Raw genomic sequence first — 24,882 nt, forward strand, 5'->3', positions numbered from 1 at the left:
TTTTTATTTAAAACAAAAAAATGGCTCCACAGGTAGGATTCGAACCTACGACCGATCGGTTAACAGCCGATAGCTCTACCACTGAGCTACTGTGGATCAATCTATAAATTGCCCGGCGGCGTCCTACTCTCACGGGACGTCAGTCCAACTACCATCGGCGCTGGAGAGCTTAACTGCTGTGTTCGGCATGGGAACAGGTGGAACCTCTCCGCGATTGCCACCGGACAATATGGCATGCTTGAATGCCCCTTGGACATTCAAAACCGGATAGAAGCAATGCGTTGCGTAGAAGACCATACACGGTTTTCTTCATTTGAATAAGTCATCGATCGATTAGTATTCGTCCGCTCAATGTGTCGCCACACTTACACGCCGAACCTATCCACCTCATCATCTCTGAGGGATCTAATGGGGAAATCTCATCTTGAGGGGGGCTTCATGCTTAGATGCTTTCAGCACTTATCCCGACCATACATAGCTACCCAGCGATGCCGTTGGCACGACAACTGGTACACCAGTGGTATGTCCATCCCGGTCCTCTCGTACTAAGGACAGCGCCTCTCAAATTTCCGACGCCCACGACGGATAGGGACCGAACTGTCTCACGACGTTCTGAACCCAGCTCGCGTACCGCTTTAATGGGCGAACAGCCCAACCCTTGGGACCGACTACAGCCCCAGGATGCGATGAGCCGACATCGAGGTGCCAAACCTCCCCGTCGATGTGAACTCTTGGGGGAGATAAGCCTGTTATCCCCGGGGTAGCTTTTATCCGTTGAGCGATGGCCCTTCCATGCGGAACCACCGGATCACTAAGTCCGTCTTTCGACCCTGCTCGACGTGTCTGTCTCGCAGTCAAGCTCCCTTATACCTTTACACTCTATGAATGATTTCCAACCATTCTGAGGGAACCTTTGAGCGCCTCCGTTACTCTTTAGGAGGCGACCGCCCCAGTCAAACTGTCCACCTGACACTGTCTCCCACCCGGATTACGGGTGCGGGTTAGAATCTCAACATCACCAGGGTGGTATCCCACCAGTGCCTCCACGTAGACTGGCGTCCACGTATCTTCAGCTCCCACCTATCCTGTACAAGTGAGGTCGAGGTTCAATATCAGGCTACAGTAAAGCTCCACGGGGTCTTTCCGTCCTGTCGCGGGTAACCTGCATCTTCACAGGTACTATGATTTCACCGAGCCTCTCGTTGAGACAGTGCCCAAATCGTTACGCCTTTCGTGCGGGTCAGAACTTACCTGACAAGGAATTTCGCTACCTTAGGACCGTTATAGTTACGGCCGCCGTTTACTGGGGCTTCGATTCGCACCTTCGCTTACGCTGAGCGCTCCTCTTAACCTTCCAGCACCGGGCAGGCGTCAGCCCCTATACGTCACCTTTCGGTTTGGCAGAGACCTGTGTTTTTGATAAACAGTCGCTTGGGCCTATTCACTGCGGCTCATTTTCATGAGCACCCCTTCTCCCGAAGTTACGGGGTCATTTTGCCGAGTTCCTTAACGAGAGTTCGCTCGCTCACCTTAGAATTCTCTTCCCAACTACCTGTGTCGGTTTGCGGTACGGGCGGTAATGTATTCACTAGCGGGTTTTCTTGGCAGTGTGAACCCACAGCTTCGCCTACTATTTTCGGCTCCCCATCACACCTCGTCGTTACACAGGGCGGATTTGCCTACCCTGACGACTCGATGCTTGGACGTGCTCTTCCTTCCGCACGCTCTGCTTCTCCTCCTGCGTCACCACATCGCTCAAACACACATCACCGGTACAGGAATTTCTACCTGTTATCCATCGCCTACGCAGTTTCGCCTCGGCTTAGGTCCCGACTAACCCAGAGCGGACGAGCCTTCCTCTGGAAACCTTAGTCGTTCGGTGGACGGGATTCTCACCCGTCTTTCGCTACTCACACCGGCATTCTCACTTCCGATCGCTCCACATGTCCTCACGATCATGCTTCACTGCCATCGGAACGCTCTCCTACCATCAATATCATTGATCCACAGTTTCGGTAATATGTTTAGCCCCGGTACATTTTCGGCGCAGCGTCACTTGACTAGTGAGCTATTACGCACTCTTTAAATGATGGCTGCTTCTAAGCCAACATGCTAGTTGTCTGTGCAACGCCACATCCTTTTCCACTCAACATATATTTTGGGACCTTAACTGGTGGTCTGGGCTGTTTCCCTCTCGACAACGGACCTTATCACCCGCTGTCTGACTCCCGTGCATCACATAGGTGGCATTCGGAGTTTGTCTGAATTCGGTAACCCGGGATGGGCCCCTCGTCCAAACAGTGCTCTACCTCCACGATGCTAACACGAGGCTATACCTAAATATATTTCGGAGAGAACCAGCTATCTCCAGGTTCGATTGGAATTTCTCCGCTACCCACACCTCATCCGGTCACTTTTCAACGTAAGTCGGTTCGGCCCTCCATCCAGTGTTACCTGGACTTCAGCCTGGACATGGGTAGATCACCTGGTTTCGGGTCTGCAACCCCATACTAGACGCCCTATTCAGACTCGCTTTCGCTACGGCTCCACATTCGCTGCTTAACCTCGCATGCAATCGCAACTCGCCGGTTCATTCTACAAAAGGCACGCCATCACCCATTAACGGGCTCTGACTACTTGTAAGCACACGGTTTCAGGTTCTATTTCACTCCCCTTCCGGGGTGCTTTTCACCTTTCCCTCACGGTACTGGTTCACTATCGGTCACCAAGAAGTATTTAGCCTTGGGAGATGGTCCTCCCGGATTCCGACGGAATTTCTCGTGTTCCGCCGTACTCAGGATACACCGCCACGCCTCCTCGCTTCGCATACGGGACTGTTACCCCCTATGGTGCGACTTTCCAGTCGCTTCTGCTCGCTCGAAGCCGCTTTTTCGGTGTCCTACAACCCCAGTCAATGACTGGTTTGGGCTCTTCCCGTTTCGCTCGCCGCTACTCAGGGAATCGATCTTTCTTTCTCTTCCTCCGGGTACTAAGATGTTTCAGTTCCCCGGGTCTACCTCTCTCAGGCTATGTATTCACCTGAGAGTCGCACTAATGTGCGGGGTTCCCCCATTCGGAAATCTTTGGTTCAACGCTTACTTACAGCTCCCCAAAGCATATCGGTGTTGGTTCCGTCCTTCATCGGCTCTTGGTGCCAAGGCATCCACCGTGCGCCCTTCATTACTTAATCGCAATGAATTTGTGAGTGTGTCCCAGTCCAGCTGCAGTGGATGTCCACTTTCGCTTTCTTGCGACACAACGCGTGTTTTTATGAACTCTTCAGTTCTCGGTTTCTACGCTTGATTTCGGTTAAAATCATTTTTCGCATTGCTTCTATACGGTTTTCAATGTGCAAGGGGTTGAATCGTCAATGAAGACCATTCAAAACTGAATACAATATGTCAATCGTCAATTCCGCCGCCCCAAAACGGGGCGTTCCGTTATATTCCTTAGAAAGGAGGTGATCCAGCCGCACCTTCCGATACGGCTACCTTGTTACGACTTCACCCCAGTCATCGGTCCCACCTTCGACGGCTGCCTCCATAAAGGTTGGCCCACCGGCTTCAGGTGTTACCGACTTCCGTGGTGTGACGGGCGGTGTGTACAAGACCCGGGAACGTATTCACCGTGGCATTCTGATCCACGATTACTAGCGATTCCAGCTTCATGGAGTCGAGTTGCAGACTCCAATCCGAACTGAGAACAGTTTTATGGGATTCGCTTGGCCTCGCGGCGTAGCTGCCCTTTGTAACCTGTCCATTGTAGCACGTGTGTAGCCCAAATCATAAGGGGCATGATGATTTGACGTCATCCCCACCTTCCTCCGGTTTGTCACCGGCAGTCTCATTAGAGTGCCCAACTGAATGCTGGCAACTAATGATAAGGGTTGCGCTCGTTGCGGGACTTAACCCAACATCTCACGACACGAGCTGACGACAACCATGCACCACCTGTCACTCTGCCCAAAAGGGAAGCCATGTCTCCATGGCGGTCAGAGGATGTCAAGATTTGGTAAGGTTCTTCGCGTTGCTTCGAATTAAACCACATGCTCCACCGCTTGTGCGGGTCCCCGTCAATTCCTTTGAGTTTCAGCCTTGCGGCCGTACTCCCCAGGCGGAGTGCTTAATGCGTTTGCTGCAGCACTAAGGGGCGGAAACCCCCTAACACTTAGCACTCATCGTTTACGGCGTGGACTACCAGGGTATCTAATCCTGTTTGATCCCCACGCTTTCGCACATCAGCGTCAGTTGCAGACCAGAGAGCCGCCTTCGCCACTGGTGTTCCTCCATATCTCTGCGCATTTCACCGCTACACATGGAATTCCACTCTCCTCTTCTGCACTCAAGTTCGCCAGTTTCCAATGACCCTCCCCGGTTGAGCCGGGGGCTTTCACATCAGACTTAACGAACCGCCTACGCGCGCTTTACGCCCAATAATTCCGGATAACGCTTGCCACCTACGTATTACCGCGGCTGCTGGCACGTAGTTAGCCGTGGCTTTCTGGTCAGGTACCGTCACCCGATGGACAGTTACTCCCACCGGCGTTCTTCCCTGACAACAGAGTTTTACGAGCCGAAACCCTTCTTCACTCACGCGGCGTTGCTCCGTCAGACTTGCGTCCATTGCGGAAGATTCCCTACTGCTGCCTCCCGTAGGAGTCTGGGCCGTGTCTCAGTCCCAGTGTGGCCGATCACCCTCTCAGGTCGGCTACGCATCGTCGCCTTGGTGGGCCCTTACCCCACCAACTAGCTAATGCGCCGCAGGCCCATCCATCAGTGGCAGTCAAAGACCGCCTTTCAACTCATCCCCCTGCGGGGATCAGGGTCATCCGGTATTAGCCACGGTTTCCCGCGGTTATCCCAGTCTGATGGGTAGGTTGCCTACGTGTTACTCACCCGTCCGCCACTCGCAGACCCCAGAGCAAGCTCCGGGGCTGCGCGTTCGACTTGCATGTATTAGGCACGCCGCCAGCGTTCATCCTGAGCCAGGATCAAACTCTCCATAATTGGAGTGCTCTGACTCGTTGCGGTTTTACTTGTCGCCCAAGTTGGATGGATTAACCATCCGGTTTATTGGAATTAACGTTGACATATTGTCATTCAGTTTTCAATGTTCTCTCGTTGACTGCTTTACTATTATAGCATTCGCCCTACATATTTGCAATCGTTAATATCTCTTTTTCAAGATTACTTTTGTAGTTTTTAAATGTTCGCCTGCTGTTTTCAGCGACTTCTCTACTATACCATCTTACAATTTCGCTTGCAACCTTTTTTTATTTTTATTTTAAGTTGCTTGCTGTTGGTAAGTTGCCATCTGTTTTCAGCGACTTTTATATCATAGCAAGTCCCCTTTAGGGTGTCAACGGTATGCAGCTTTTTTATCGTGCATTGTTACACCAATTGAAAAGGCAGTGCTATGCACCGCCTTTGTCATTTCTTATTAGATGTATTCTGTCTCGTCTTATTCTTATACTTCATCTTGTTGTTCACTTTAACCTGACCAGCTTCTTTTTGTTTTTGGCGTTCATCTCTCTGTGCCATTGCTTTTCTCTTTTCTTCGTTGCGTTCTGCCTTTGTCACCCTACCGCGTTCTCGTTTTTCCTGCTCTGACGCTTCAATATACTTTGGTAACATTATAAGTTGGAAAGCATTCACTGCCACCAATGTAAAGATTGAACGATAGATCCAAGATGTATCCTCTACGTTTAGGAAAGGAATCAGGGCGATCGAAGTCATGAATACCATATAGAAGAGTGATGGGATGAAGACTTGGGTACCGCGCGCTTCGCGGTCTTTCCACCATGCGACTATAAAGCCGGCAATGACTACAATGATTGGAATCCATATATAATCAATTACCTCACCCGCTTCTTTGCCAAAGCGGTAAAATCTGACATAGAAAAGGTCGAATACAGCATAGATTACCAACAACAATTGTATATAAGGCCATAGCTTCCTGAAAAGCCCCATCCCTAATGGATGGATGAACAGATAGATGAAGAATGCCACTTGACTTACTGTGGCAATCAACAATCCATATCCAAGAAACCAGATTAGGCCAGCAAGAAATTCACCAAACTGGCCTGCAAAAAGGTATCGCGTTACATTCTCATACTCTGTAACCATACTCACCAGAGCTGTGATGATCATGCCGAGAAGCAGTGTCCTGAAATAGAACCTCACAAGATACTTAGATGTCATACTATAATCCCCCGGCTATTTACTTTCATCGATTACATTGTCTGCAATCTCACGATAGATCTTTCCTATCCGATGGTCCGCCCCGTAGACTGAAGGCGCAAAATCCTCTTTGTCCCACTTAGGCTGGCCGAGAGGCAACTGGCCAAGTAGCGGCACACTTAGTTCATCAGCAAGCTTCTGTCCGCCACCCTGTCCAAAGACATACTCCTTCTCTTCTGTAAGTTCACTCTCAAAATAACTCATGTTTTCTATGACACCAATGATGTCGTGATCAGTATGCTGTGCCATGGCACCTGCCCGGGCAGCCACGAATGCGGCTGTCGGGTGTGGTGTGGTTACTATTATTTCCTTACTGTGCGGCAACAGCTGATGGACATCAAGTGCCACATCTCCGGTACCAGGAGGAAGGTCCAAAAGAAGATAGTCAAGGTCGCCCCAATCGACTTCATTAAAGAAGCTGCTGATCATCTTGCCGAGCATAGGGCCTCTCCAGATCACCGGTGTGTTCTCTTCGACAAAAAATGCCATGGAAATAACTTTTACCCCGTATCTTTCAACAGGAATGATTGTTTTATCCTTAATTCCAGGTTTTTCGGTGATACCCATCATGTCGGGCACACTGAACCCATATATATCCGCATCTATGAGTCCGACTTTTTTGCCTTTCTCCGCCAATGAGACCGCTAAATTGACTGCTACAGTCGATTTGCCGACCCCACCTTTGCCGGAAGCGATAGAAATGAACGCTGTATCATTATCTTTGAAGCGATTCTCCACTTCACTGCCTGAAGTGCCTCTACCTCTATGGCGTTCGATTGTCTCTTCGTCGAGTTCATCGAACCTGAGACCGACTGTATCTGCGCCTGCTTCTTTGACTGCATTTACGATTTTCATCTGCAGATCAAGCTGCTCCTGTCCGCCGAGCCGGCCAATTGCCACTTTTACACTTACATGGTTCTTTTCCTCTTTGATGCTTATTTCCTGGATGCCCTCTGTTTCAGATATAGGTACATTCAGAATTGGATCATTTATGTTACCGACGATTTCTTCCACTTGCTCTCTAGTAAGCATTTAAAAATTCTCCTTTACGCCTTATGGTTAATACATCCATGATAACACAACATATTCTATTTATAATGAAAAAAACCAAACACTTTATGGCTGAAGTGTTTGGTTACTTTACTCATATTAAGTTGTAGGTCAATGGATATTACTCTTTCTCATTTACTTTATTTTCGAATTTCTCTAGCTGTTTTTGAGCGAACGGTTTACCACCCATGCCAAAGCTTATTGCGAAAGCAACAGCTACAGCGCCTAGGATGATCAGGAATGCTAGATTTACGATGCTCTGGGCGAAATTCAATTGATCGAGCGTCATAAATACCGCAACGATTATAATCAGATACTTCGCAATCTCACCGATAAAGGCATTTCCTGTACTCTTAGTTATTACAGTAGAAAGCAAATTGCCTCCGACAAATCCTAGAGTCAATATAATGAGGGCTGATATAACAAGCGGGATATAGGCGATAATCGCTGTTCCAATCGTATTGAAGACTTCCAGGTTCAATACTGTCAACGCCTGTACGACGAAGAACAGACCTACTAGTACCGATATGACTACACCGGAAGCTTGTGGAATGTCGATCCCTTCTTTTGTCTTATCGCCAAAGTTTACGTATGAATTGAATCTGCTCATATTTAAGCCCTGGAGTAGATTTGTAACCAATCTACCTAGAATCTTAGCCAGGTACAGTCCCAATACTATCAGGACCGCAGCAACAAGCAGTTTCGGGATGAAATTAAGCACTGCAGTCATCATTTCCTTAATCGGAACTGATACCGACTGCATATTCAACGCGTCGAAAACTGGCGGCAGGAACAAGATAAATACTAGAAAGTATGCCAGCTTTCCAAGTGTAGTAATGATCCCTTCGGATTCCTTTTTAGCTTCGTCCGGACTGCTCAACTCTTTTTTCTGCAGCCATTTATCAAAGCCGACTGCCTTCAAACCTTTTACAATAATATTTTTCAGTACTACTGCGATAATCCACGCTAAAAGTAAAAGTAAAAGTGCACTGATTAAATTAGGTATAAAAGCGATGATCTTGTCTAATACCGACATTAGCTGATCTCCTACGTTACCCAAAAAATTACCTCCTTAAAATGTATTATGGTTAGCTACTATCTCGTTTTATGGCACCCAAACACATTTTTCCATTTCATTTCAAAACTAAAATATTATATTTGGGGTTAACTATCCTCATATTGGCTATAAAGAGAGTATTACAATAGAGAGGAACGGGATGATAAATGAACTTAACAATCATGCAGTATTTCGAATGGCATCTCCCCGATGACGGCGAACATTGGAACCGTCTCAAGGATGACGCCCAAAGAATAAAGGGTAAAGGCTTTGATGCCGTATGGCTGCCACCACCCACTAAAGCGGATAGTACGACAGATCCAGGGTATGCAGTCTATGATGTGTACGACCTTGGTGAATTTGATCAGAAAGGAGACGTCCGCACCAAATATGGTACGCGTGAACAACTCGAAGCGGCGATAGCAGCATGTAAGGAGGCCGATCTACTGGTCTATATCGATCTTGTGATGAACCATAAGGCTGCCGGAGATGAAGCTGAAACATTCAAAGTCATCGAAGTGGATCAGGAAGATCGGGAAAAGGATATTTCTGAGCCTTTTGATATAGAAGGGTATACACGGTTCTTCTTTCCCGGAAGAGATGGAAAATACAGTGACTTCGTTTGGAATTTCAACCATTTCAGTGGAGTCGACTATGATGCACGAGAAGACCGGACAGGGATTTTCCGTATCTTGGGTGACTACAAGGATTGGAACAGTAATGTTGATGACGAATATGGTAATTTCGACTACCTCATGTTCTCAGACATCGATTACGATCATCCTGATGTCAAAGAAGAGATGATCGGTTGGGGCAGATGGCTCACTGATACTTTGAACGTCGATGGATTCAGGTTGGATGCCGTCAAGCATATCGACAGTACATTTATCGCAGAGTTTATAGAAGCGCTGGAAGCACATGCTGATCGCGACTTATATTTCTTCGGAGAGTTCTGGAATCCAGATGTAGAAGCAAAAGAAGGATTTTTGAAGGATGTGGAATTCGATATAGATCTTTTCGATGTCAAATTGCACTATAATCTTTTTGAAGCTGCAAATGAATATGAAGGCTATGATCTCACCCAGATATTCGACGGCACACTTGTGCAAGAAGATCCTTGGAACACCGTCACCTTCGTAGACAATCATGATACGCAGCCTGGAGAATCTCTTGAGTCATTTATTGATGACTGGTTTAAACAGTCCGCCTATGCACTCATTCTTCTGAGGGAGGATGGATTTCCTTGCGTATTCTACGGAGATTACTATGGAATGGATGGTGAAGAGGGGGTGGGAGAATTGATCGATCCTCTTCTATACGCCAGACATAACAAGGCGCTTGGAGAACAACAAGATTACTTCGACCACCCCAATACAATAGGCTGGGTGCGTTTTGGAGAAGATGAAGTCGAAAATTCCGGATGCGCCGTCCTCATTTCAAATGGTGTGGAAGAAGGGGTCAAAAAAATGTATGTGGGCGACGAGCATAGCGGTGAGGAATGGGTTGACGTTACAGAAAACAGGGAGGATGTCGTCACCATCGATGAAGAAGGCAATGGGGAATTCTTCGTCGATAGTCAGAGCGTCAGTGTATACGCTCTTCCAGACGCATAATATATAATTAATCAAAGGGGGTAAGCCATGGAGAAATTAATAGAATCAGTGACAGCCATTTCATCGTTCCTTTGGGGATACCCGATTATCATAATGTTGTTTTTCACTAGCGTCTACTTAACTTTCAGGTTGAAGTTCTTTCAGTTTGTCTACCCTTTCTATATTTTCAGGCAGACTTTTGGAAGCATCGGCAAAAAACCGCGGGGAAGAGGGACTGTCACACCTTTCCAGACACTTACCACAGCCCTATCTTCAACAATCGGCGCTGCGAATATCGTAGGTGTGCCGGTGGCAATAATGCTTGGCGGCCCGGGTGCCGTTTTCTGGATGTGGGTCATCGCCGTGTTCGGCATGGCATTAAAATTTGGAGAAACTGCACTCGGTGTACACTATAGGGAGAAAAATAAAGCAGGCGAATATGTTGGGGGCCCCACTTATTATATGAAAAATGGCATAAAATGGCCCATGATCGGTAAGTTTCTGGCAGCATGGTATGCCACCTTCCTATTAATTGAGTTGATACCAAGCATCATGGTGCAGAGTAATTCCGTCGCCAGTACGATAGCTGAGTCCTTCTCATTCAACCCACTGGCAACCGGCGTCATTATAGCCATTGCCGTCGGCGTCGTTGTCTTTGGTGGTGTGAAACGCATCGGCAAAGTGTCTTCTTACCTCGTCCCTTTCATGGCCTTGTTTTATATTCTGGCAGGGGTCATCATTCTTATTTTGAATGCCTCGGCCGTTCCTGCAGCCTTTAGATTGATTTTCACCGAAGCCTTCAATCCGACAGCGGCTCTTGGCGGCGGAGCTGGTGCGGTACTCGCTGAAACAATACGGTGGGGCTTCGCACGCGGCATCTACAGCAATGAAGCGGGGTTAGGTACTTCTCCAATTGCACATGCCGCTGCCCAGACAGATCATCCGATTCGTCAAGCTTTTTGGGCCGTGATCCAAATTCTGGTTGATACCCTGATTATTTGTACAGTTACAGCGTTGGTCGTCCTAACGACGGGTGTATGGCAACAGAGTGATGCACATAAGGAAAGTGTCAGGGAAGCTTTGACGGCCCGGGCCTTCGAAGAATCTTTTGGACCGATCGGAAGTTATGTAGTATCGATAGCCTTGGTTATATTTGTCTTCTCGACCATAACGGTAGTCGTTTTTTATGGCGCACGGCAAGCAGAGTACCTCTTCGGCCTATGGGCCGGCACAGTCATGAAGAGTATCTACGTCATTTCGATCGTTGTCGGGTCGATAGGAGGAGCGACTGCCTTATGGGCCTTCCTTGATCTCACCTTATTCTTTGTAGTGTTACCGAATATCATCGCCATAATATTGCTTTCTCCAAAGGTCATCGAATTGAAGAAGGAATTTTTCAGTGATCCGAAGTATTACCAGAAAGATATAAAAGATGAACATGCGTGATTAAAGAGATTTCGTTTCTGTAAATATTGTAAAAACCCCACTTAGCGATATTAAACTATTGCTAAGTGGGGTTGCCTATTTTTAATCTTCAAAATATCACGTGCATCTGATGAGTCACGAATTAATCTCTAGTATGGTTGTATTTCATGTCTTCATTCAGTTGTGCCGGACTGCTATCCTCTATACCTAGCTTAGCCAAAGTCACACCTTCCTGGAAATAGTCACGTTCCAAAAGGACTCCCGCTAATGTAATGACCGAGTCCATTACCGGTGTTTGGACCCCAACCATCTTTCCAATGCTTGCCCACAATACTAGCCCGTTGGATACATCTTCTGTGACATAACGATTGTCAAGTTCTATCGGTCCCTTTATATCCTTCAAAACCTTCGAATTGTTGTACTGCTCATCTAAGGTAAGCCCATCTTCAAAATACCCACTCCTGAGGCTTCTTTCTGATTTCGAAAGTGCATCAAAACCAAGCGCTCTGCAGATCTCCTGACGTTCTTCATCAATTTTGTGCACCACGTTCACAGTGTGCTTGGTGATTCCTTCTTTGTAGAGATAGAAATCATCCCCAGCGTAATCGATTCTCCCCGCATTTAGTATGGAAGGGCCTGGATGACTCTCAGGATTACCATTGTTTAAGGTTGTTTCCAGTATATTTTCGGCGGGTTCGAGGTAGTCGTACATGCGATGGAATACCTCGAGCATCTCCTCGGTATGTCTCGCCGGATATGCGGCAAAAAGATTATATTTATTATAGGCGATGAGCTGTGCCTCATTATTTTCAGATGAATAGCGTGAGGCGTAGGTCAGTGACATCGTCTCGCCTACTTTTACATCGACGTCAGCCTTCATATTATGCAGTACACGCCTAAAACGAAGGCTGGACATTGCACTCGCTCCGTTGATCAGTATATACTGTCCATCCTCAATATAAGGTGCAATCGTTTCGCCAACCGGTTCAATTGCAACAGAAGGTATTGTAAGCATTATTACATCCTGCCCCTTGACGGCCTCTTCCGCTTCGCGTGTAAATTTATGGAGTGAGATTGGTTTTCCATTGAATGAAATTGTCCCACTCTCCTCAATTTGGCTCAAATCCTTCTTCGATTGCGGCGACTGAAAAAGTGTCACCTGGTGCCCCTTCTCAGTCATATCAGCAGCCGCGGTGATCCCACCATTGCCGGCACCAAAAATTCCTATTTTTAAACCCATCAAACCCCTCCTTCTATAGTTGTCCATCATAGACGACTTCGCCGTCGACGATTGTTTTTATTACTTTTGCGGTTAATAATTCCTCAGACGATATCTGCATGACGTCACGCTCAAATATCGCGAAGTCAGCGTAATAACCTACGTCAATCAACCCCGCCCTGTCACCTTTATAGATAATAGCGGCAGCATCATGTGTATACATTTTAAATGCTTCATACCGGCTGATGCATTCACTTTCATTATAAATCCCGCTCTCCCCACGACGCGTGACAAGTGTATAGATTCCCTGCATCGGATTGGCTGTTTCGATAGGGGCATCCGACGATCCGCCAAGCATCAAGCCATAATCAAGCATTGTCTTGAATGGATAAAGGTATGCTGTACGTGTTTCTCCGAGATATTCCTCTACCCAGGGCATATCAGATGTAAGGAATGTTGGCTGTACATCGCATATGATACTCATTTTAGCCATTCTCTCAAGCAGTGGTTGGTTCAACAAACTTGTGTGGATCAATCTGTCGTGTTTACCTTCAGGAGCTGGATGTTTTTCAATGGTGTCCACCACAATCTCACACGCCCTATCTCCTATGACATGTACTGCTACTGCATCCTTATTGCAACGGGCCTTCACAATGAGCGATTCCAGATCTTCCCGGGAGTGGATCTGCAGTCCATGCCCAGCCGTGCCTTCATAAGGGTCTTTAACCAGAGCGGTCTTCCCACCGAAAGCGCCATCCATGAAAAGTTTCATGGCATCAGGTTCAATCCAGTCTTTTCGGTAATCCGGCGCATCTGCAACCATCTCATCGTAAACTTGTTCGTGCCGAAGCAGATTGACCCGGATCTTTTTACCCTCAGGCCCCACCGTTTTGAGATATGCCCCGAGGGGCACTTGATAAGGACCATGATAAGACATATCCTCTGTATGAACATTGGTGATGCCATACGAATGGAGGTGATCTACTGCTGTTGATATGTCATCGCTTATTGAATCGATATCATCTTCCACAGTTTTCCCCCTAACCATTTCAAAAGCCTTATCATAGACCCAGCCTGTCAATTCCCCGTCCGCATCCCTTTCGAAATATCCACCTTCCGGATCCTCTGTCGTACGATCAAGACCGAGAAGCGACATCGCTGCCGTGTTGATCAATCCGGCGTGATGGCATACACGAGTGATCAGTGTCGGCTTATGGGTCAGCATATCCACCTCTTCGCGCTTCATTTTATACTGACCAGGAAAATTATTCTCATCATAACCCAAGATGACATTCCATTTATCCTTCGAATCAAATTCTGAGATCACTTCTTTCATCATATTGATATCGTTGACGTCATTGAGTGCGAGTGATTTTAATTTCTTCCCCAACATAACCAGATGCATGTGTGTATCAGTCAATCCCGGCAACATTGTAGCACCTTCCAGATCTACCAGTTTATCCGCTTCATGCCTAAAATCCGAGAAAATACCCGCGCCAAGAATAATTCCATTCTCTACAAGAACCGCCTGTACCTTATCTTCCGGACGCTTCATCGTATATATATTCCCGTTATAATATAATATCTTCATTCATTACCTCCAGAAAAAATGCTTCATATATACATTATATATGAAGCATTCATCATTATCTTACAAAATGGTTGAATCAGTCATCCTGGCTCAGTTCTTCACTGCGGTTAGCTGCCGCATTTAATGTTGTCATCAAGATGCTCTTAATCCCTTCGCCATCTAAAGCGTCCAATCCTGCTTCAGTCGTTCCCCGCTTTGAAGTGATATTCTTCCTTAGTTGACTGAACGACAGATCGGAATCCTCCACCATTTTACCAGCGCCGATAACAAGGTTTGTCGTCAGGAACATGGCTTCGTTTTCATCGAATCCTAGCTCCATGAGACTCTCCGCATACTTCTCATAAATATAGTATAGGAAGGCCGATCCTGAACCTGTTGCAGCAGTAATATTATGCATTGCATCTTCTTCCACTACCACGGTCGTGCCAAAACTCTCCATCAATTCCACAAGCTCGTCCTTATCTGGAAAGTTTTCAGAGTAGCTGATACCGCTGACCGAATGTTGGACCATCGCATTAGTGTTCGGCATCAACCGAGCTATTGGATTGTCACTTTTAAGTTCTCTTCTGATTGTTTTAATCTGCGTGCCTGCCATAACGGAAATAATCTTCGTCGCTTCCTCAAGGTAAGGCCGCAACCTCTTGGCCACATCAGGAAAACTTTGCGGTTTGCTCGCTAAAATGACATAATCTGCATCCTTCAACAGTTCTGAATCATCATAAGAGATATTGACTCCCAATTTATCCTGAAAGAATTTTATTTTCTCTTTCTGGCTTTTGCTCGTCAAATATATCTCTTCTGGTTTTACCACTTTATTTTCAATCATCCCTATAAAGATGGCACTCGCCATATTACCTGCGCCATAAAATACGATTTTCATAAGATCAGCTCCATTTTTGATTTTACGGACAGTAACAATCATAACAAACTGAAAAGAATATTTAAAATGGCGCTCTAATCAAGGTTGGATATAGAAAACAATGCCAATATAGTGGAGGAAACTCGCTATTATGATGAAGAAATGCCATATCATATGGAAATACCGGCGTGTCTTCTGTGCGTAAAACCAAGCTCCCACCGTGTAGCTCACGCCTCCCAATGTAATCATAAGTAAAAACATCCAATCTGTATTCGCTAATATTCTCGGGAAGAAGATGACGGCCATCCATCCCATGATGAGATAGACTGTCAGACTCACCCTATTGCTCACTTTTGGACTCAGCACTTTATATAAAATACCCAGCACTGCCACCGTCCATTGGATAATCAAGGTGGCTATGCCCCAAGTGCCGCCGATCACTGACAAGGCAATAGGTGTATAGGTGCCTGCAATCGCAACAAATATAAAGCTATGATCAAGGAGGCGCAGGATATATTTATGTTTTGTGTTATGAGCCATGGCATGATAAAGAGTAGAAGTCAGGAACATGGAAAATATGCTGATGACATAGATGGAGCCGCCCACAGCATGCATCACGCCACCACTCTCATACATATAGACTGCCGTAAAGGGCAACAGCAATATAAATATGATGGCTGCTACGCCATGGCTGACGCTATTGCCGACTTCCTCCCCGAAAGACAGCGGAATCATATGTTTCAATGAATCCACGACTCTATCCCCCATATCGTGCTGTTTTCTGTATAAAGGGCCGCGTGTACCTGTATGCTTCAAAAACATTATATCAAGCCTTCATCCATCAAGTCCCGTCTAGCTGTTTCGACACTGTCTTTCCCTATCTTGTTTTTAAGCGGCGAAAATTCCCCCGTCCGGTCGACTTGTAGTGTCATATGAGTGTTTGCAATCTGGAACGCATCAAAATAAAATTTTTCGAATTTAAGGGCCTCCGCCTTAATGATCTTCAAGTCATCATCGAGATGCTCCAATTTTTTCAATGCAAGATGATAAGGCATTTTTACGTCAGCTACCTTTTCAAGAAACTCGATATTGAAAACATGTATACCGATGTTCCCATTCTTGAATTTTTCCTCTTGACCTTCAGGCAATTCAGTATATTCAACTACGCTCTTCTGATCTTCCACTAGGCACAGACGTCCGACACTTTCCCCTGGCCTCGGTTCTATTGACTTGGATGTCACTTCATTGTCATTTTGAATATGAAGTCCGACAAGCAGCGGGTCCGCCACCTTGACCACCACATTATCGACGTTGTTCATAAATACATGCCTGATACCCAACTCTTTCATATGCTCCAGCATACCTGAATGCTTCAGCGCACTGAATATTCCTCCATTGCCATTTGGGGTCACCAGTATATTCCTGTCAGCATCAAGCAGCAGTTCCCCATCTTTTGATAACGCCGGGAAATGTTCCTGTTTAAAGAAATGGATATTGTCTGCCTCCAAATCGAAATGATTATGCGTGGAGAAGAACTGCTTGGTTTCCTCGTGGTTGATGTCGCTCGTCATGATGAACCATGGTACAGACACATTCACTTCTTCCTGGAATGCTTTGAGTTGTTTTGCCTGCAATTCGAATAAGGAATGGCCATCAAACGAGAAAGTGCCTTTCGGTCCTGTGTGCTCAAGACGGGTCCCTTGACCGCCTGCCATCAGCAGGACCCCTACCTGGCCATCGGCCATTGCATCAAGCGTCATCTCATGCAACATATGTTCATCCAGTTCTTCCGGTGTGGTATAAGGGATTTCAGTGATGTTTCCCATATCCACTGGTGTCGGATTTTGGTAGACCTCCTTAAACACTTCCTTGATTTCATCCGTATCAAGTGATTGGAATTGATGTTCCACTTCTTCCTGTTCATTTCTTTCCAGTTTGTCGTATTGGGGTATCATTGCCTTCATCATCATTATCCTCCACAAATCATTTTCTTAATTATAATGTATATCTATGGAACTGTAAAAATATAAAAGATAATGATGAGGGTATGCTCTGGGCAAATGAAGTATAGGAGCAGTTGTACCCACAAGTTGATGAGCATCTCTATAAGGCTAAAGCGAGGGGACGTAATCAAGTTTGCTGCGACCTTCTTTGACTGATAGACATCATTGGTCTGTTTAATGAGAGCAAACAAAAAAACTCCCTGATAGGGAGTTTTATCCGGTGATGACTTGTCTTACAAGTTCAATATTCACCTTGTTGTCGCCAATTTTATAATCCTTGAGAATCTTGGCTTCAACCTCTGCCACATCTTCTGTATTGCTGTGGATGACAGCAAGTGTTTCGCCAACTTCCACGGGATCTCCAACCTTTTTCTTCAGCACTAGGCCTACAGCCAGATCAATGACGTCTTCCTTGGTCTGACGCCCGGCTCCAAGCATTGCTGAGGCAATACCGATTTCTTCAGCTTTGATTTCTTCGACGAACCCACTCTCTTTCGATTTAACCTCATATTGATAATCTGCTTGAGGCAGGCGCGATACATCGTCGACTACAGTCGGATCTCCGCCTTGATTCTTCAGGAAAGTTTTGAATTTCTCAAGAGCCTGTCCATCATCAATGACCGCCTGGAGCTTTTCTTTCGCTTCATCCAAGCTTTCTGCAGCACCCCCAAGAACCGCCATCTGTGCCCCGAGTTCCAAGCATAGTCTGGTCAAATCTTCAGGCCCTTCGCCTTTAAGGGTTTCAATGGCTTCTTTGACTTCCAGGGCGTTACCGATGGCATAGCCGAGCGGCTCTGACATGCTGGATATGATCGCCATTGTATTGCGTCCTACATTGTTGCCGATTGATACCATTGCTTCCGCAAGTGCCACGGCGTCTTCTTCATGCTTCATGAAGGCGCCATCCCCTGTTTTAACGTCAAGGACGATTGCGTCAGCGCCTGAAGCAATTTTCTTACTCATGATTGAACTTGCAATCAGGGGAATCGAATTGACTGTCGCGGTGACATCACGCAACGCATAGATCTTTTTATCTGCCGGGGTCAAGTTGCCGGATTGGCCTATGACCGCCACTTTGTCACGATTGACGATGTCTGTGAATTCCTTATCTGTAATCTCGACATGGAACCCTTCTACCGCTTCAAGTTTGTCGATTGTTCCACCTGTATGACCGAGCCCCCGCCCGCTCATTTTGGCTACAGGCACATCCAGGGCCGCCACTAACGGTGCCAGGACGAGTGTCGTGGTATCGCCTACTCCACCTGTCGAGTGCTTATCCACTTTAACGCCATTGATTGCTGAAAGATCGATTTCATCTCCGGATTTGACCATTGCCATTGTAAGATCTGCCCGTTCTGCTTGAGTCATGTCATTGAAGAATACGGCCATCAATAGGGCTGAAGCCTGATAGTCAGGGATGTCCCCTTTTGTATAGCCGTCTATAAAATACTGGATTTCCTCTTTAGTAAGTTCTCCATTATCACGCTTTTTAGCGATTATATCGACCATTCTCATACATATCTTCCTTCCACACTATATAGTTTTACTTCCAACAGAGTGTCGGTTACGCGCCTCCATATAAAAATCTATCAATCTTTGGGATGTCTTATCCCATGCAAAGTCCAGCGCTTCTTTTCTGGCATTTCTGCGCAGCAAGTCAAGATGTTCTGGATCTTCAAGGACAGATACCGCCTCGAGCATACTTTCAATATTTTCATTTTCAAACAGCATTCCATTGACGCCATGTTCAACTTGTTCATTAGTCGGTCCACTTTTCGCGGCAATGACAGGTAGGCCTGAAGCCATCGATTCCAAAATGACAAGCCCAAGGGTTTCAGAAACTGATGGGAAGATGAATGCATCTCCAGAAGCAAATGCCTTGGACAATTCTTCTCCATGGATGAAGCCGGTAAATACCGTATTAGTGCCCTTAAAACGCTTTTCGATCTCCGCCCGTGCTGGACCGTCGCCGACCATGGCTAAGCTTATATCGGGGCGCTTTTCAAGTAGTGGCACCAATTTATGCAGTTCCTTTTCTATTGCTATCCTGCCGATGAACACCAGCAACTTATTGGACGGCTTCCCTCCGGTCAGCCATTCCCTCATCTTATCATCACGAAACCGTGGATGCCGATGGTCTACATCCACCCCGCGCGGAATGACATCCAGACGCTCGATGCCCTGGGCATCAAGTTCCTCACGGATGGCTTGTGAAGTGACAAGGTTCAAATCCGCATTTTTATGGTTGCGTTTGATATACCACCATAGCAGCGGTTTCGCCGGCTTATACGCTTTATAGAAATCCAAGTACTTTGGCAGATGAGTGTGGTAAGAGGAAACAAGCGGAATATCAAGTTTCTGTGCAGCCTTCACTGCACTCGTTGCAAGCAGGATCGGATTGACTGCGTGTACTACGTCAGGCTGGAATTTCTTCAATTCATGGTACACTTTACGAGAAGGAACCCCCCATTTACGGTATCTATAAAAAGGGAAAGTGATCGGTTTGATACCGATCACTTTTGCACCTTTATAATCGTATACACCAAGGTCTGGAGCAATGACCAGAACTTCGTGTCCTTCCCGTATAAAGTAATCTATGGCTTTCGTCAATCTCGTCACTATCCCATCAGTCGATGGTAGAAATGTTTCTGTGACAATTGCTATCTTCATACGGTCTTACCTCTTTCTATTTCCAAGTCACTTGAGGAAGAACATTATCTACAATGATACGATCCTTATGTTCCATTGCTTCCTGGAGGATTTCTTTAAGGACATCCTGCGTCAACAGGTGTGGTTCAAGACCAAGGTCGATCAGGTTTGTATTCACTGCATTGTAGTAGTGGTCTTCATTTTCAACACGCGGATTTTCTATTGATTTAACTGTCGCTTCAACATTCAGTTCTTCTGCTGCCTTTTTAGTCTTCTCAGCAAGTTCTTGAACGGAGAATGACTCTGTGAATTGGTTGAAGACACGGAACTCACCTTGTTCAGCCGGATTTTCCGCAGCAATTTCAACACAGCGGACAGTGTCCTGGATATTCAGGAAGGCCCGAGTTTGGCCACCTGAGCCATAAACAGTGATATCATGCCCGATCGCAGCCTGTACCAGGAACCGGTTGAGAGCAGTACCGAAAACAGCATCGTAGTCAAGACGGTTAGCCAACACTGGATCTTTCTTTGTCTCTTCAGTGTTCAAACCATAGACAATACCCTGGTTGAGATCAGTTGCACGAATACCCCAAATCTTACAGGCGAACATGATGTTATGAGTATCATGCACTTTTGTCAGGTGATAGAAAGAACCCGGTTGTTTAGGGAACGGTAGAGTATCTTTTCTGCCTTTGTGTTCGATTTCTATGTACCCTTCCTCGATGTCTATGTTCGGCTGTCCATATTCACCCATCGTTCCGAGCTTTATGAGATGGCAATCAGGTTCAAATTCTTTTATTGCATAAAGCACGTTAAGATTTCCCAAAACGTTGTTTTGCTGAGTATAGACCGCATGCTCACGATCAATCATGGAATACGGCGCTGACCGTTGCTCGGCAAAATGGACAAAGGCTTCCGGACGTTCATTTTTGAAGACCAGAGTCAAGAAATCATAATGGTTAAGGTCCCCTTCGTACACTTTGATCTCTTTGCCGGTGAGTTCTTTCCATTTATCCACGCGCTCCTGGAGCGAAGCAATTGGTGTTACAGAGTTGGAATGCAGTTCATTATCGATTTTGCGTCTCACCAGATTGTCTACAATCGTCACATCATGGCCCTTCTCAGAAAGGTACAATGCAGTAGGCCATCCGCAGAAACCGTCTCCTCCTGCTACAATAATTCTCATTTAAAAATCCCTCGCTTCAAGTGTTATTTACAATACTCACAGTATACCACTAGTATACAATACCATTATAAAGATGTTTATGGCTTCGGACAAACTTTTAATGACTATTTGATGAAATGCTAAAAAGAAACCAGATCCTGATGGATCCAGTTCCTGGTCAAACCGCTTCAGGTGCTCGTTGCTGCTTTTTCTTCTTATAATATTGGAAGGCCACGAGTAGGATGAACAGCCCGATTGCCACTATGTCCGTCATCAGACTGCTCTGTATGAACAACAATGCAGCAGCGACCGCTACCCCCCTCTCTACGATATTGTAGCGGGTGAGCATATAATTTTGGATGAATGACGCAAATGTCGCCATTCCTATCGCGGCAGTGAGGACGGCCCATGCCATTTCAAGTACCGTGGCATCTGTAATCAGCAATATAGTAGGATTTATCGCAAACATAAACGGCAGAAGAAGCGCCGCAGAATCGTATTTGAAGCCCTGCACGCCTGTACGGATCGGACCGGCATTCGCAATACCGGCCGTTGCATAGGCGGGCAGGTTTATCGGTGGTGTGTCATCTGCAAGCACGCCATAATACAGGACAAAGAGGTGGGCCACAATGATTGGCAAGCCTAAATTGGTGAGCACTGGCGCAATCACTGCAGCAAGTACCACATAAGTCGCTGTAGTCGGCAAACCAAGTCCTAACAGCAGACATGCAAACACAGTTAATACCAACGCAATATAAATTTGGGTGTTATCGGTAATCATGAAGGCTGGCAATGAAGATTCAATGGTGTCTGAAAACTCTATGACGATACGTGTGAATTTCGTAGACAAACCGCTTGTCGTGATGACCCCGATCAGAATCCCCGCAGTCGCACACGCTACTATGATGCTCAGCGCATTCCTCGAAGCGGTGTCGAAGCCTTCCAACAACTCTTTGGTTCCGTATTCCGACTTCACCTTGTCATGTTTCATCATCCTTTGGAAAATGCCAAATAGAAATGCCACAAGGATTCCACCCAATACCATGGTGAATATCGAGTCCCTCCATCGTATCGTCTGGTTGTTGAAGACTCTTATTCCAAAAACATCATTCAACGCAACCAGCCCCTGGTTGAGGTATCCAACCAGATACTGCATCGCAAACGTGAGTGCAAGCAATATCGCCGCATAAAGTATTGTTCGTCCCAGACGTTCCTTGAAGCGGTAGGTGAAGAGTGCTATGACGATCATCGCTATGATTGTGTAGAATGCCGAAGCATTGACTGATGCGCGTTCAATAACGAGATAGTACAGCAGAATCAATATCGGCACCAGCATATACCCCTGCCTTATAAGCAATTTCCGTGCCGAGGACATTTCAGAACGTTCCATCCCGGAGATATTATGTTTACCCGCTTCAAAATGAACCATGAACAAAATGCCGACGTAAGCCAATATCGCAGGAATGAATGCACTCTTAATGATTTCATAATAAGGGATTCCTGTGAATTCCACCATGATGAAGGCGGCAGCCCCCATGACAGGCGGCAGGAATTGCCCGCTTGAAGAAGCTGCTACTTCGACGCCACCTGCCACATGAGAGGGGAATCCTACCTTCTTCATCAAAGGTATTGTGAATGTACCTGTAGTAACTGCGTTTGCTGTAGAACTCCCGGAGATACTCCCCATCATCCCGCTTGCCACTACGCTGGCTTTGGCGGGACCTCCCTTGTATTTACCGAACCCTCTGATGGCGAGATCGATGAACATCTTACCTGCCCCAGTCGATTCAAGTATGGCGCCGAACAAGATAAAGATGAAAACAAATTGCGCTGAGGCGTAGATCGGCGTGCCGAATATGCCATTGCTACGATAGACAATTTCATAGACAAATCGGGAAAAGTCCCCTCGATTATGGTAGAAATCCCCCGGCATGAATTGACCCAAAAAGAAATAACCCATAAAAATGGCTGCTATTATAACTAGAGGCAGGCCGACCACACGTCGCGTGGCTTCAATGACTATGAGTACAAAAAGCGCGCCTACCAACAAATCCACTTCGGTAGGGCGGGCCGACATTATAGCTTCAGCCGTCTGCCTGTTGATGAGATATATCCCTATACCCAAAGTCAAAACCGCAAGGCACAAATCATACCAAGGTATGGTCTTCTGATTCAAACCTTTTTTTATCGGAAAAATCAGGAATGCAAGGACGACCCCCAATATAAGGTGGATGACCAGGAAAGTCCTGGATCCGATGCCAGGCAGGCCAAACCCAGCCACATAGAGGTGGAAGAATGCCAGAGATAGAGCCACAATACTGACCAATCGGCCCATCTTCTTCCCGAGTTCCCTGTCACTTCCTTCCAGTTCCTGGAGCAATTTTTTTTGTTCTTTATCTTCCATTGATTTCACCTCTCTCAAATAAGGTCCGGGTGACATTGACCTCCAGATTTCTGCCTTTGAACGGCGGTTCGGAAATAAGTATGTCATCGTCTCCTATCATGATATGATGAGGAAATACAGAGGATGGGCGTATCCTCAAGGCCCCTCCACGGACAGGTCTGTTGATTTCACTGATGATGAACTTGCCATCCTCGAGTTCCATCACTTCCCCTTCATAAGGCATGCCCGCCCCAAATGATTCCGTATGGCTCTCCATCGTATATATATCTGTACCACGCACTTCAAAAATTTCCTTCACAGGCGAGCGTTCGACTGAATGTATGTATTCAACAGAGAAACGTCCCCCGTCATCAATCCGGGTCCTGTATAAAACCTCACCTGTTTCCATGTCAGAGATCGAAATACCCAAAGGCGCTGTTATATAAAGAATGACGAGTAACGCTACCACTGAAATTCCAATAAGGGAGAAAAAGACATTGCGGCGACGCAATGTCTTTTTCTTATTACTAGTATCCATTCAATTACTGCTCATCATAATATTTTTTGGCACCCGGATGAAGATCAATCGGCATACCATCCTGTGCAGTGTCGAGCGTCACTTCTTCACCACGGACATGAGCATTGCTCAAATCATCAAGATTTTCAAACAGCGCCTTCGTCATTTCATACATCTGATCTTCAGGAATATCATTGGAGGCAATCACCATAGCTTGTACAGCTACCGTAGTCGCTGTACTGTCAAAGTTTTCATAAGCATCTTCAGGAATATCCTGTTGCGTATAATAGGAATATTCTTCTGTCAATGAATCAATTGCATCCTGATCGAAGCTGACCAACTTCACATCTGCACTGGCGCTCAATTCCTGAATCGCACCGGTTGGTGTGCCGGCTGTAACGAATGCCGCGTCGACGTTACCATCTTGGAGGTTCGTCGAAGCATCCGCGAAATCAAGATACTGTGCATCCAAGTCGGATTCGCTCAAGTCATGGGCTTCGAGAATCTGTTTGGCGTTTGCTTCTGTACCCGAACCAACATCTCCAATCGCTACACGCTTGCCTTCCAAATCCGCTACGGATTCAATTCCAGAGTCTGCAAGTGTGACCAGCTGGATAGTCTCAGGATAGAGTGTGAGTACACCGCTGTAATTTTCAAGGGGTTCTTCAAACATGTTCGTCCCCTCTACTCCGTAGTACGCAATATCATTCTGGACAAGAGCGAGCTGCGCTTCACCATTATTCAACTGCTCCGTGTTGGAAACGGAGGCACCTGATGAAACACCAGTAGCCGACACATTTTCCAATTGGGAATCAATGATATCCGCCATCGCAACACCAATCGGGAAGTATACCCCTGCTTCGCCCCCGGTCAACACAGTGACATTTTCAACCCATCCTTCTCCAGAAGAGTCCCCTTCACCTGAACTGGACGCCTCCTCTCCTTCACCGCCACAGGCAGCTAAAGCAAAAGATAGAGACATCATCAATACAAGCAACCATGAAAATTTCTTCATAATCCCAGTCCCCTTTGTATTTTTTATCTTACTTACTATATATTGTAACATAATAGCGCTTACATTGGCTTGATATTTTAGAATATTCTATTTTATTTGCATAAAAAAAAGACCCCTC

At 46.3% G+C, this 24,882-nt stretch carries 16 protein-coding genes, 1 tRNA gene and 3 rRNA genes; 2 read left to right on the forward strand and 18 right to left on the reverse strand.

The annotated features are described in order from the left end of the window. Positions 1-21: 21 nt before the first annotated feature. From ACZ5LF_RS10335 to ACZ5LF_RS10365, 7 genes are all read right to left on the reverse strand, one after another. Positions 22-96: transfer RNA gene (locus ACZ5LF_RS10335), tRNA-Asn, on the reverse strand. 14 nt (positions 97-110) lie between these two features. Next, positions 111-225 (reverse strand): 5S ribosomal RNA (gene rrf, locus ACZ5LF_RS10340). Positions 226-313: 88 nt separating this feature from the next. Further along, positions 314-3,190: ribosomal RNA gene (locus ACZ5LF_RS10345) — 23S ribosomal RNA — on the reverse strand. A gap of 263 nt (positions 3,191-3,453) precedes the next feature. Continuing rightward, positions 3,454-5,006: ribosomal RNA gene (locus ACZ5LF_RS10350) — 16S ribosomal RNA — on the reverse strand. Together the 16S, 23S and 5S rRNA genes with 1 tRNA gene alongside form the textbook arrangement of a ribosomal RNA operon. A 423-nt stretch (positions 5,007-5,429) precedes the next feature. Then, positions 5,430-6,200 (reverse strand): KinB-signaling pathway activation protein, encoded by a 771-nt coding sequence (locus ACZ5LF_RS10355; RefSeq protein ID WP_380570218.1) that lies wholly within the window; start codon positions 6,198-6,200, stop codon positions 5,430-5,432. Between the two features lie 15 nt (positions 6,201-6,215). Further along, positions 6,216-7,271, reverse strand: a complete 1,056-nt coding sequence (locus ACZ5LF_RS10360) for an Mrp/NBP35 family ATP-binding protein (protein ID WP_380570217.1) — start codon at positions 7,269-7,271, stop codon at positions 6,216-6,218. Between the two features lie 139 nt (positions 7,272-7,410). Continuing rightward, the gene (locus tag ACZ5LF_RS10365) at positions 7,411-8,325 is read right to left on the reverse strand and encodes a mechanosensitive ion channel (RefSeq protein ID WP_464759249.1); all 915 of its coding nucleotides are present in this window, start codon (positions 8,323-8,325) and stop codon (positions 7,411-7,413) included. 188 nt (positions 8,326-8,513) lie between these two features. Between ACZ5LF_RS10365 and ACZ5LF_RS10370 the strand changes: the two genes are divergently transcribed. Continuing rightward, the gene (locus ACZ5LF_RS10370; RefSeq protein ID WP_380570215.1) at positions 8,514-9,959 is read left to right on the forward strand and encodes an alpha-amylase; all 1,446 of its coding nucleotides are present in this window, start codon (positions 8,514-8,516) and stop codon (positions 9,957-9,959) included. Between the two features lie 27 nt (positions 9,960-9,986). Beyond that, the gene (locus ACZ5LF_RS10375; protein ID WP_380570214.1) at positions 9,987-11,384 is read left to right on the forward strand and encodes an alanine/glycine:cation symporter family protein; all 1,398 of its coding nucleotides are present in this window, start codon (positions 9,987-9,989) and stop codon (positions 11,382-11,384) included. Positions 11,385-11,505: 121 nt separating this feature from the next. On the opposite strand, the gene ACZ5LF_RS10380 is transcribed toward ACZ5LF_RS10375, so the two are convergent. From ACZ5LF_RS10380 to ACZ5LF_RS10430, 11 genes are all read right to left on the reverse strand, one after another. Then, positions 11,506-12,603, reverse strand: coding sequence for an NAD/NADP octopine/nopaline dehydrogenase family protein (locus tag ACZ5LF_RS10380; protein WP_380570213.1), 1,098 nt, complete (start codon positions 12,601-12,603; stop codon positions 11,506-11,508). Positions 12,604-12,616: 13 nt separating this feature from the next. Continuing rightward, positions 12,617-14,173 carry an amidohydrolase gene (locus ACZ5LF_RS10385; RefSeq protein WP_380570212.1) on the reverse strand — a complete coding sequence of 519 codons (1,557 nt, stop codon included), beginning with the start codon at positions 14,171-14,173 and terminating at the stop codon, positions 12,617-12,619. 76 nt (positions 14,174-14,249) lie between these two features. After that, entirely contained in the window at positions 14,250-15,053 is an 804-nt protein-coding gene (proC, locus tag ACZ5LF_RS10390; protein ID WP_380570210.1) for a pyrroline-5-carboxylate reductase, read from the reverse strand. A 78-nt stretch (positions 15,054-15,131) separates the two neighbouring features. Beyond that, positions 15,132-15,800 (reverse strand): PAQR family membrane homeostasis protein TrhA, encoded by a 669-nt coding sequence (trhA, locus tag ACZ5LF_RS10395; protein ID WP_380570221.1) that lies wholly within the window; start codon positions 15,798-15,800, stop codon positions 15,132-15,134. Between the two features lie 53 nt (positions 15,801-15,853). Next, positions 15,854-16,996, reverse strand: a complete 1,143-nt coding sequence (locus ACZ5LF_RS10400) for a UTP--glucose-1-phosphate uridylyltransferase (protein WP_464759252.1) — start codon at positions 16,994-16,996, stop codon at positions 15,854-15,856. Between the two features lie 252 nt (positions 16,997-17,248). Next, the gene (locus ACZ5LF_RS10405; RefSeq protein WP_380570208.1) at positions 17,249-18,550 is read right to left on the reverse strand and encodes a pyrimidine-nucleoside phosphorylase; all 1,302 of its coding nucleotides are present in this window, start codon (positions 18,548-18,550) and stop codon (positions 17,249-17,251) included. An 18-nt stretch (positions 18,551-18,568) separates the two neighbouring features. Continuing rightward, positions 18,569-19,705, reverse strand: coding sequence for a glycosyltransferase family 4 protein (locus tag ACZ5LF_RS10410; RefSeq protein WP_380570207.1), 1,137 nt, complete (start codon positions 19,703-19,705; stop codon positions 18,569-18,571). 16 nt (positions 19,706-19,721) lie between these two features. Beyond that, complete coding sequence (locus ACZ5LF_RS10415) at positions 19,722-20,870, reverse strand: NAD-dependent epimerase/dehydratase family protein (RefSeq protein ID WP_380570205.1); 1,149 nt, start codon at positions 20,868-20,870, stop codon at positions 19,722-19,724. 157 nt (positions 20,871-21,027) lie between these two features. Next, on the reverse strand, positions 21,028-23,253 hold the full coding sequence (locus ACZ5LF_RS10420; protein ID WP_380570204.1) for a TRAP transporter permease: 2,226 nt from the start codon (positions 23,251-23,253) through the stop codon (positions 21,028-21,030). After that, positions 23,243-23,770 carry a DUF1850 domain-containing protein gene (locus ACZ5LF_RS10425; RefSeq protein WP_380570203.1) on the reverse strand — a complete coding sequence of 176 codons (528 nt, stop codon included), beginning with the start codon at positions 23,768-23,770 and terminating at the stop codon, positions 23,243-23,245. Before ACZ5LF_RS10425 ends, ACZ5LF_RS10420 begins: the two co-directional genes overlap by 11 nt. A 4-nt stretch (positions 23,771-23,774) precedes the next feature. Next, complete coding sequence (locus ACZ5LF_RS10430; protein ID WP_380570202.1) at positions 23,775-24,764, reverse strand: TAXI family TRAP transporter solute-binding subunit; 990 nt, start codon at positions 24,762-24,764, stop codon at positions 23,775-23,777. Positions 24,765-24,882 lie beyond the last annotated feature (118 nt).

It is taken from the genome of Salinicoccus siamensis (assembly GCF_055391965.1).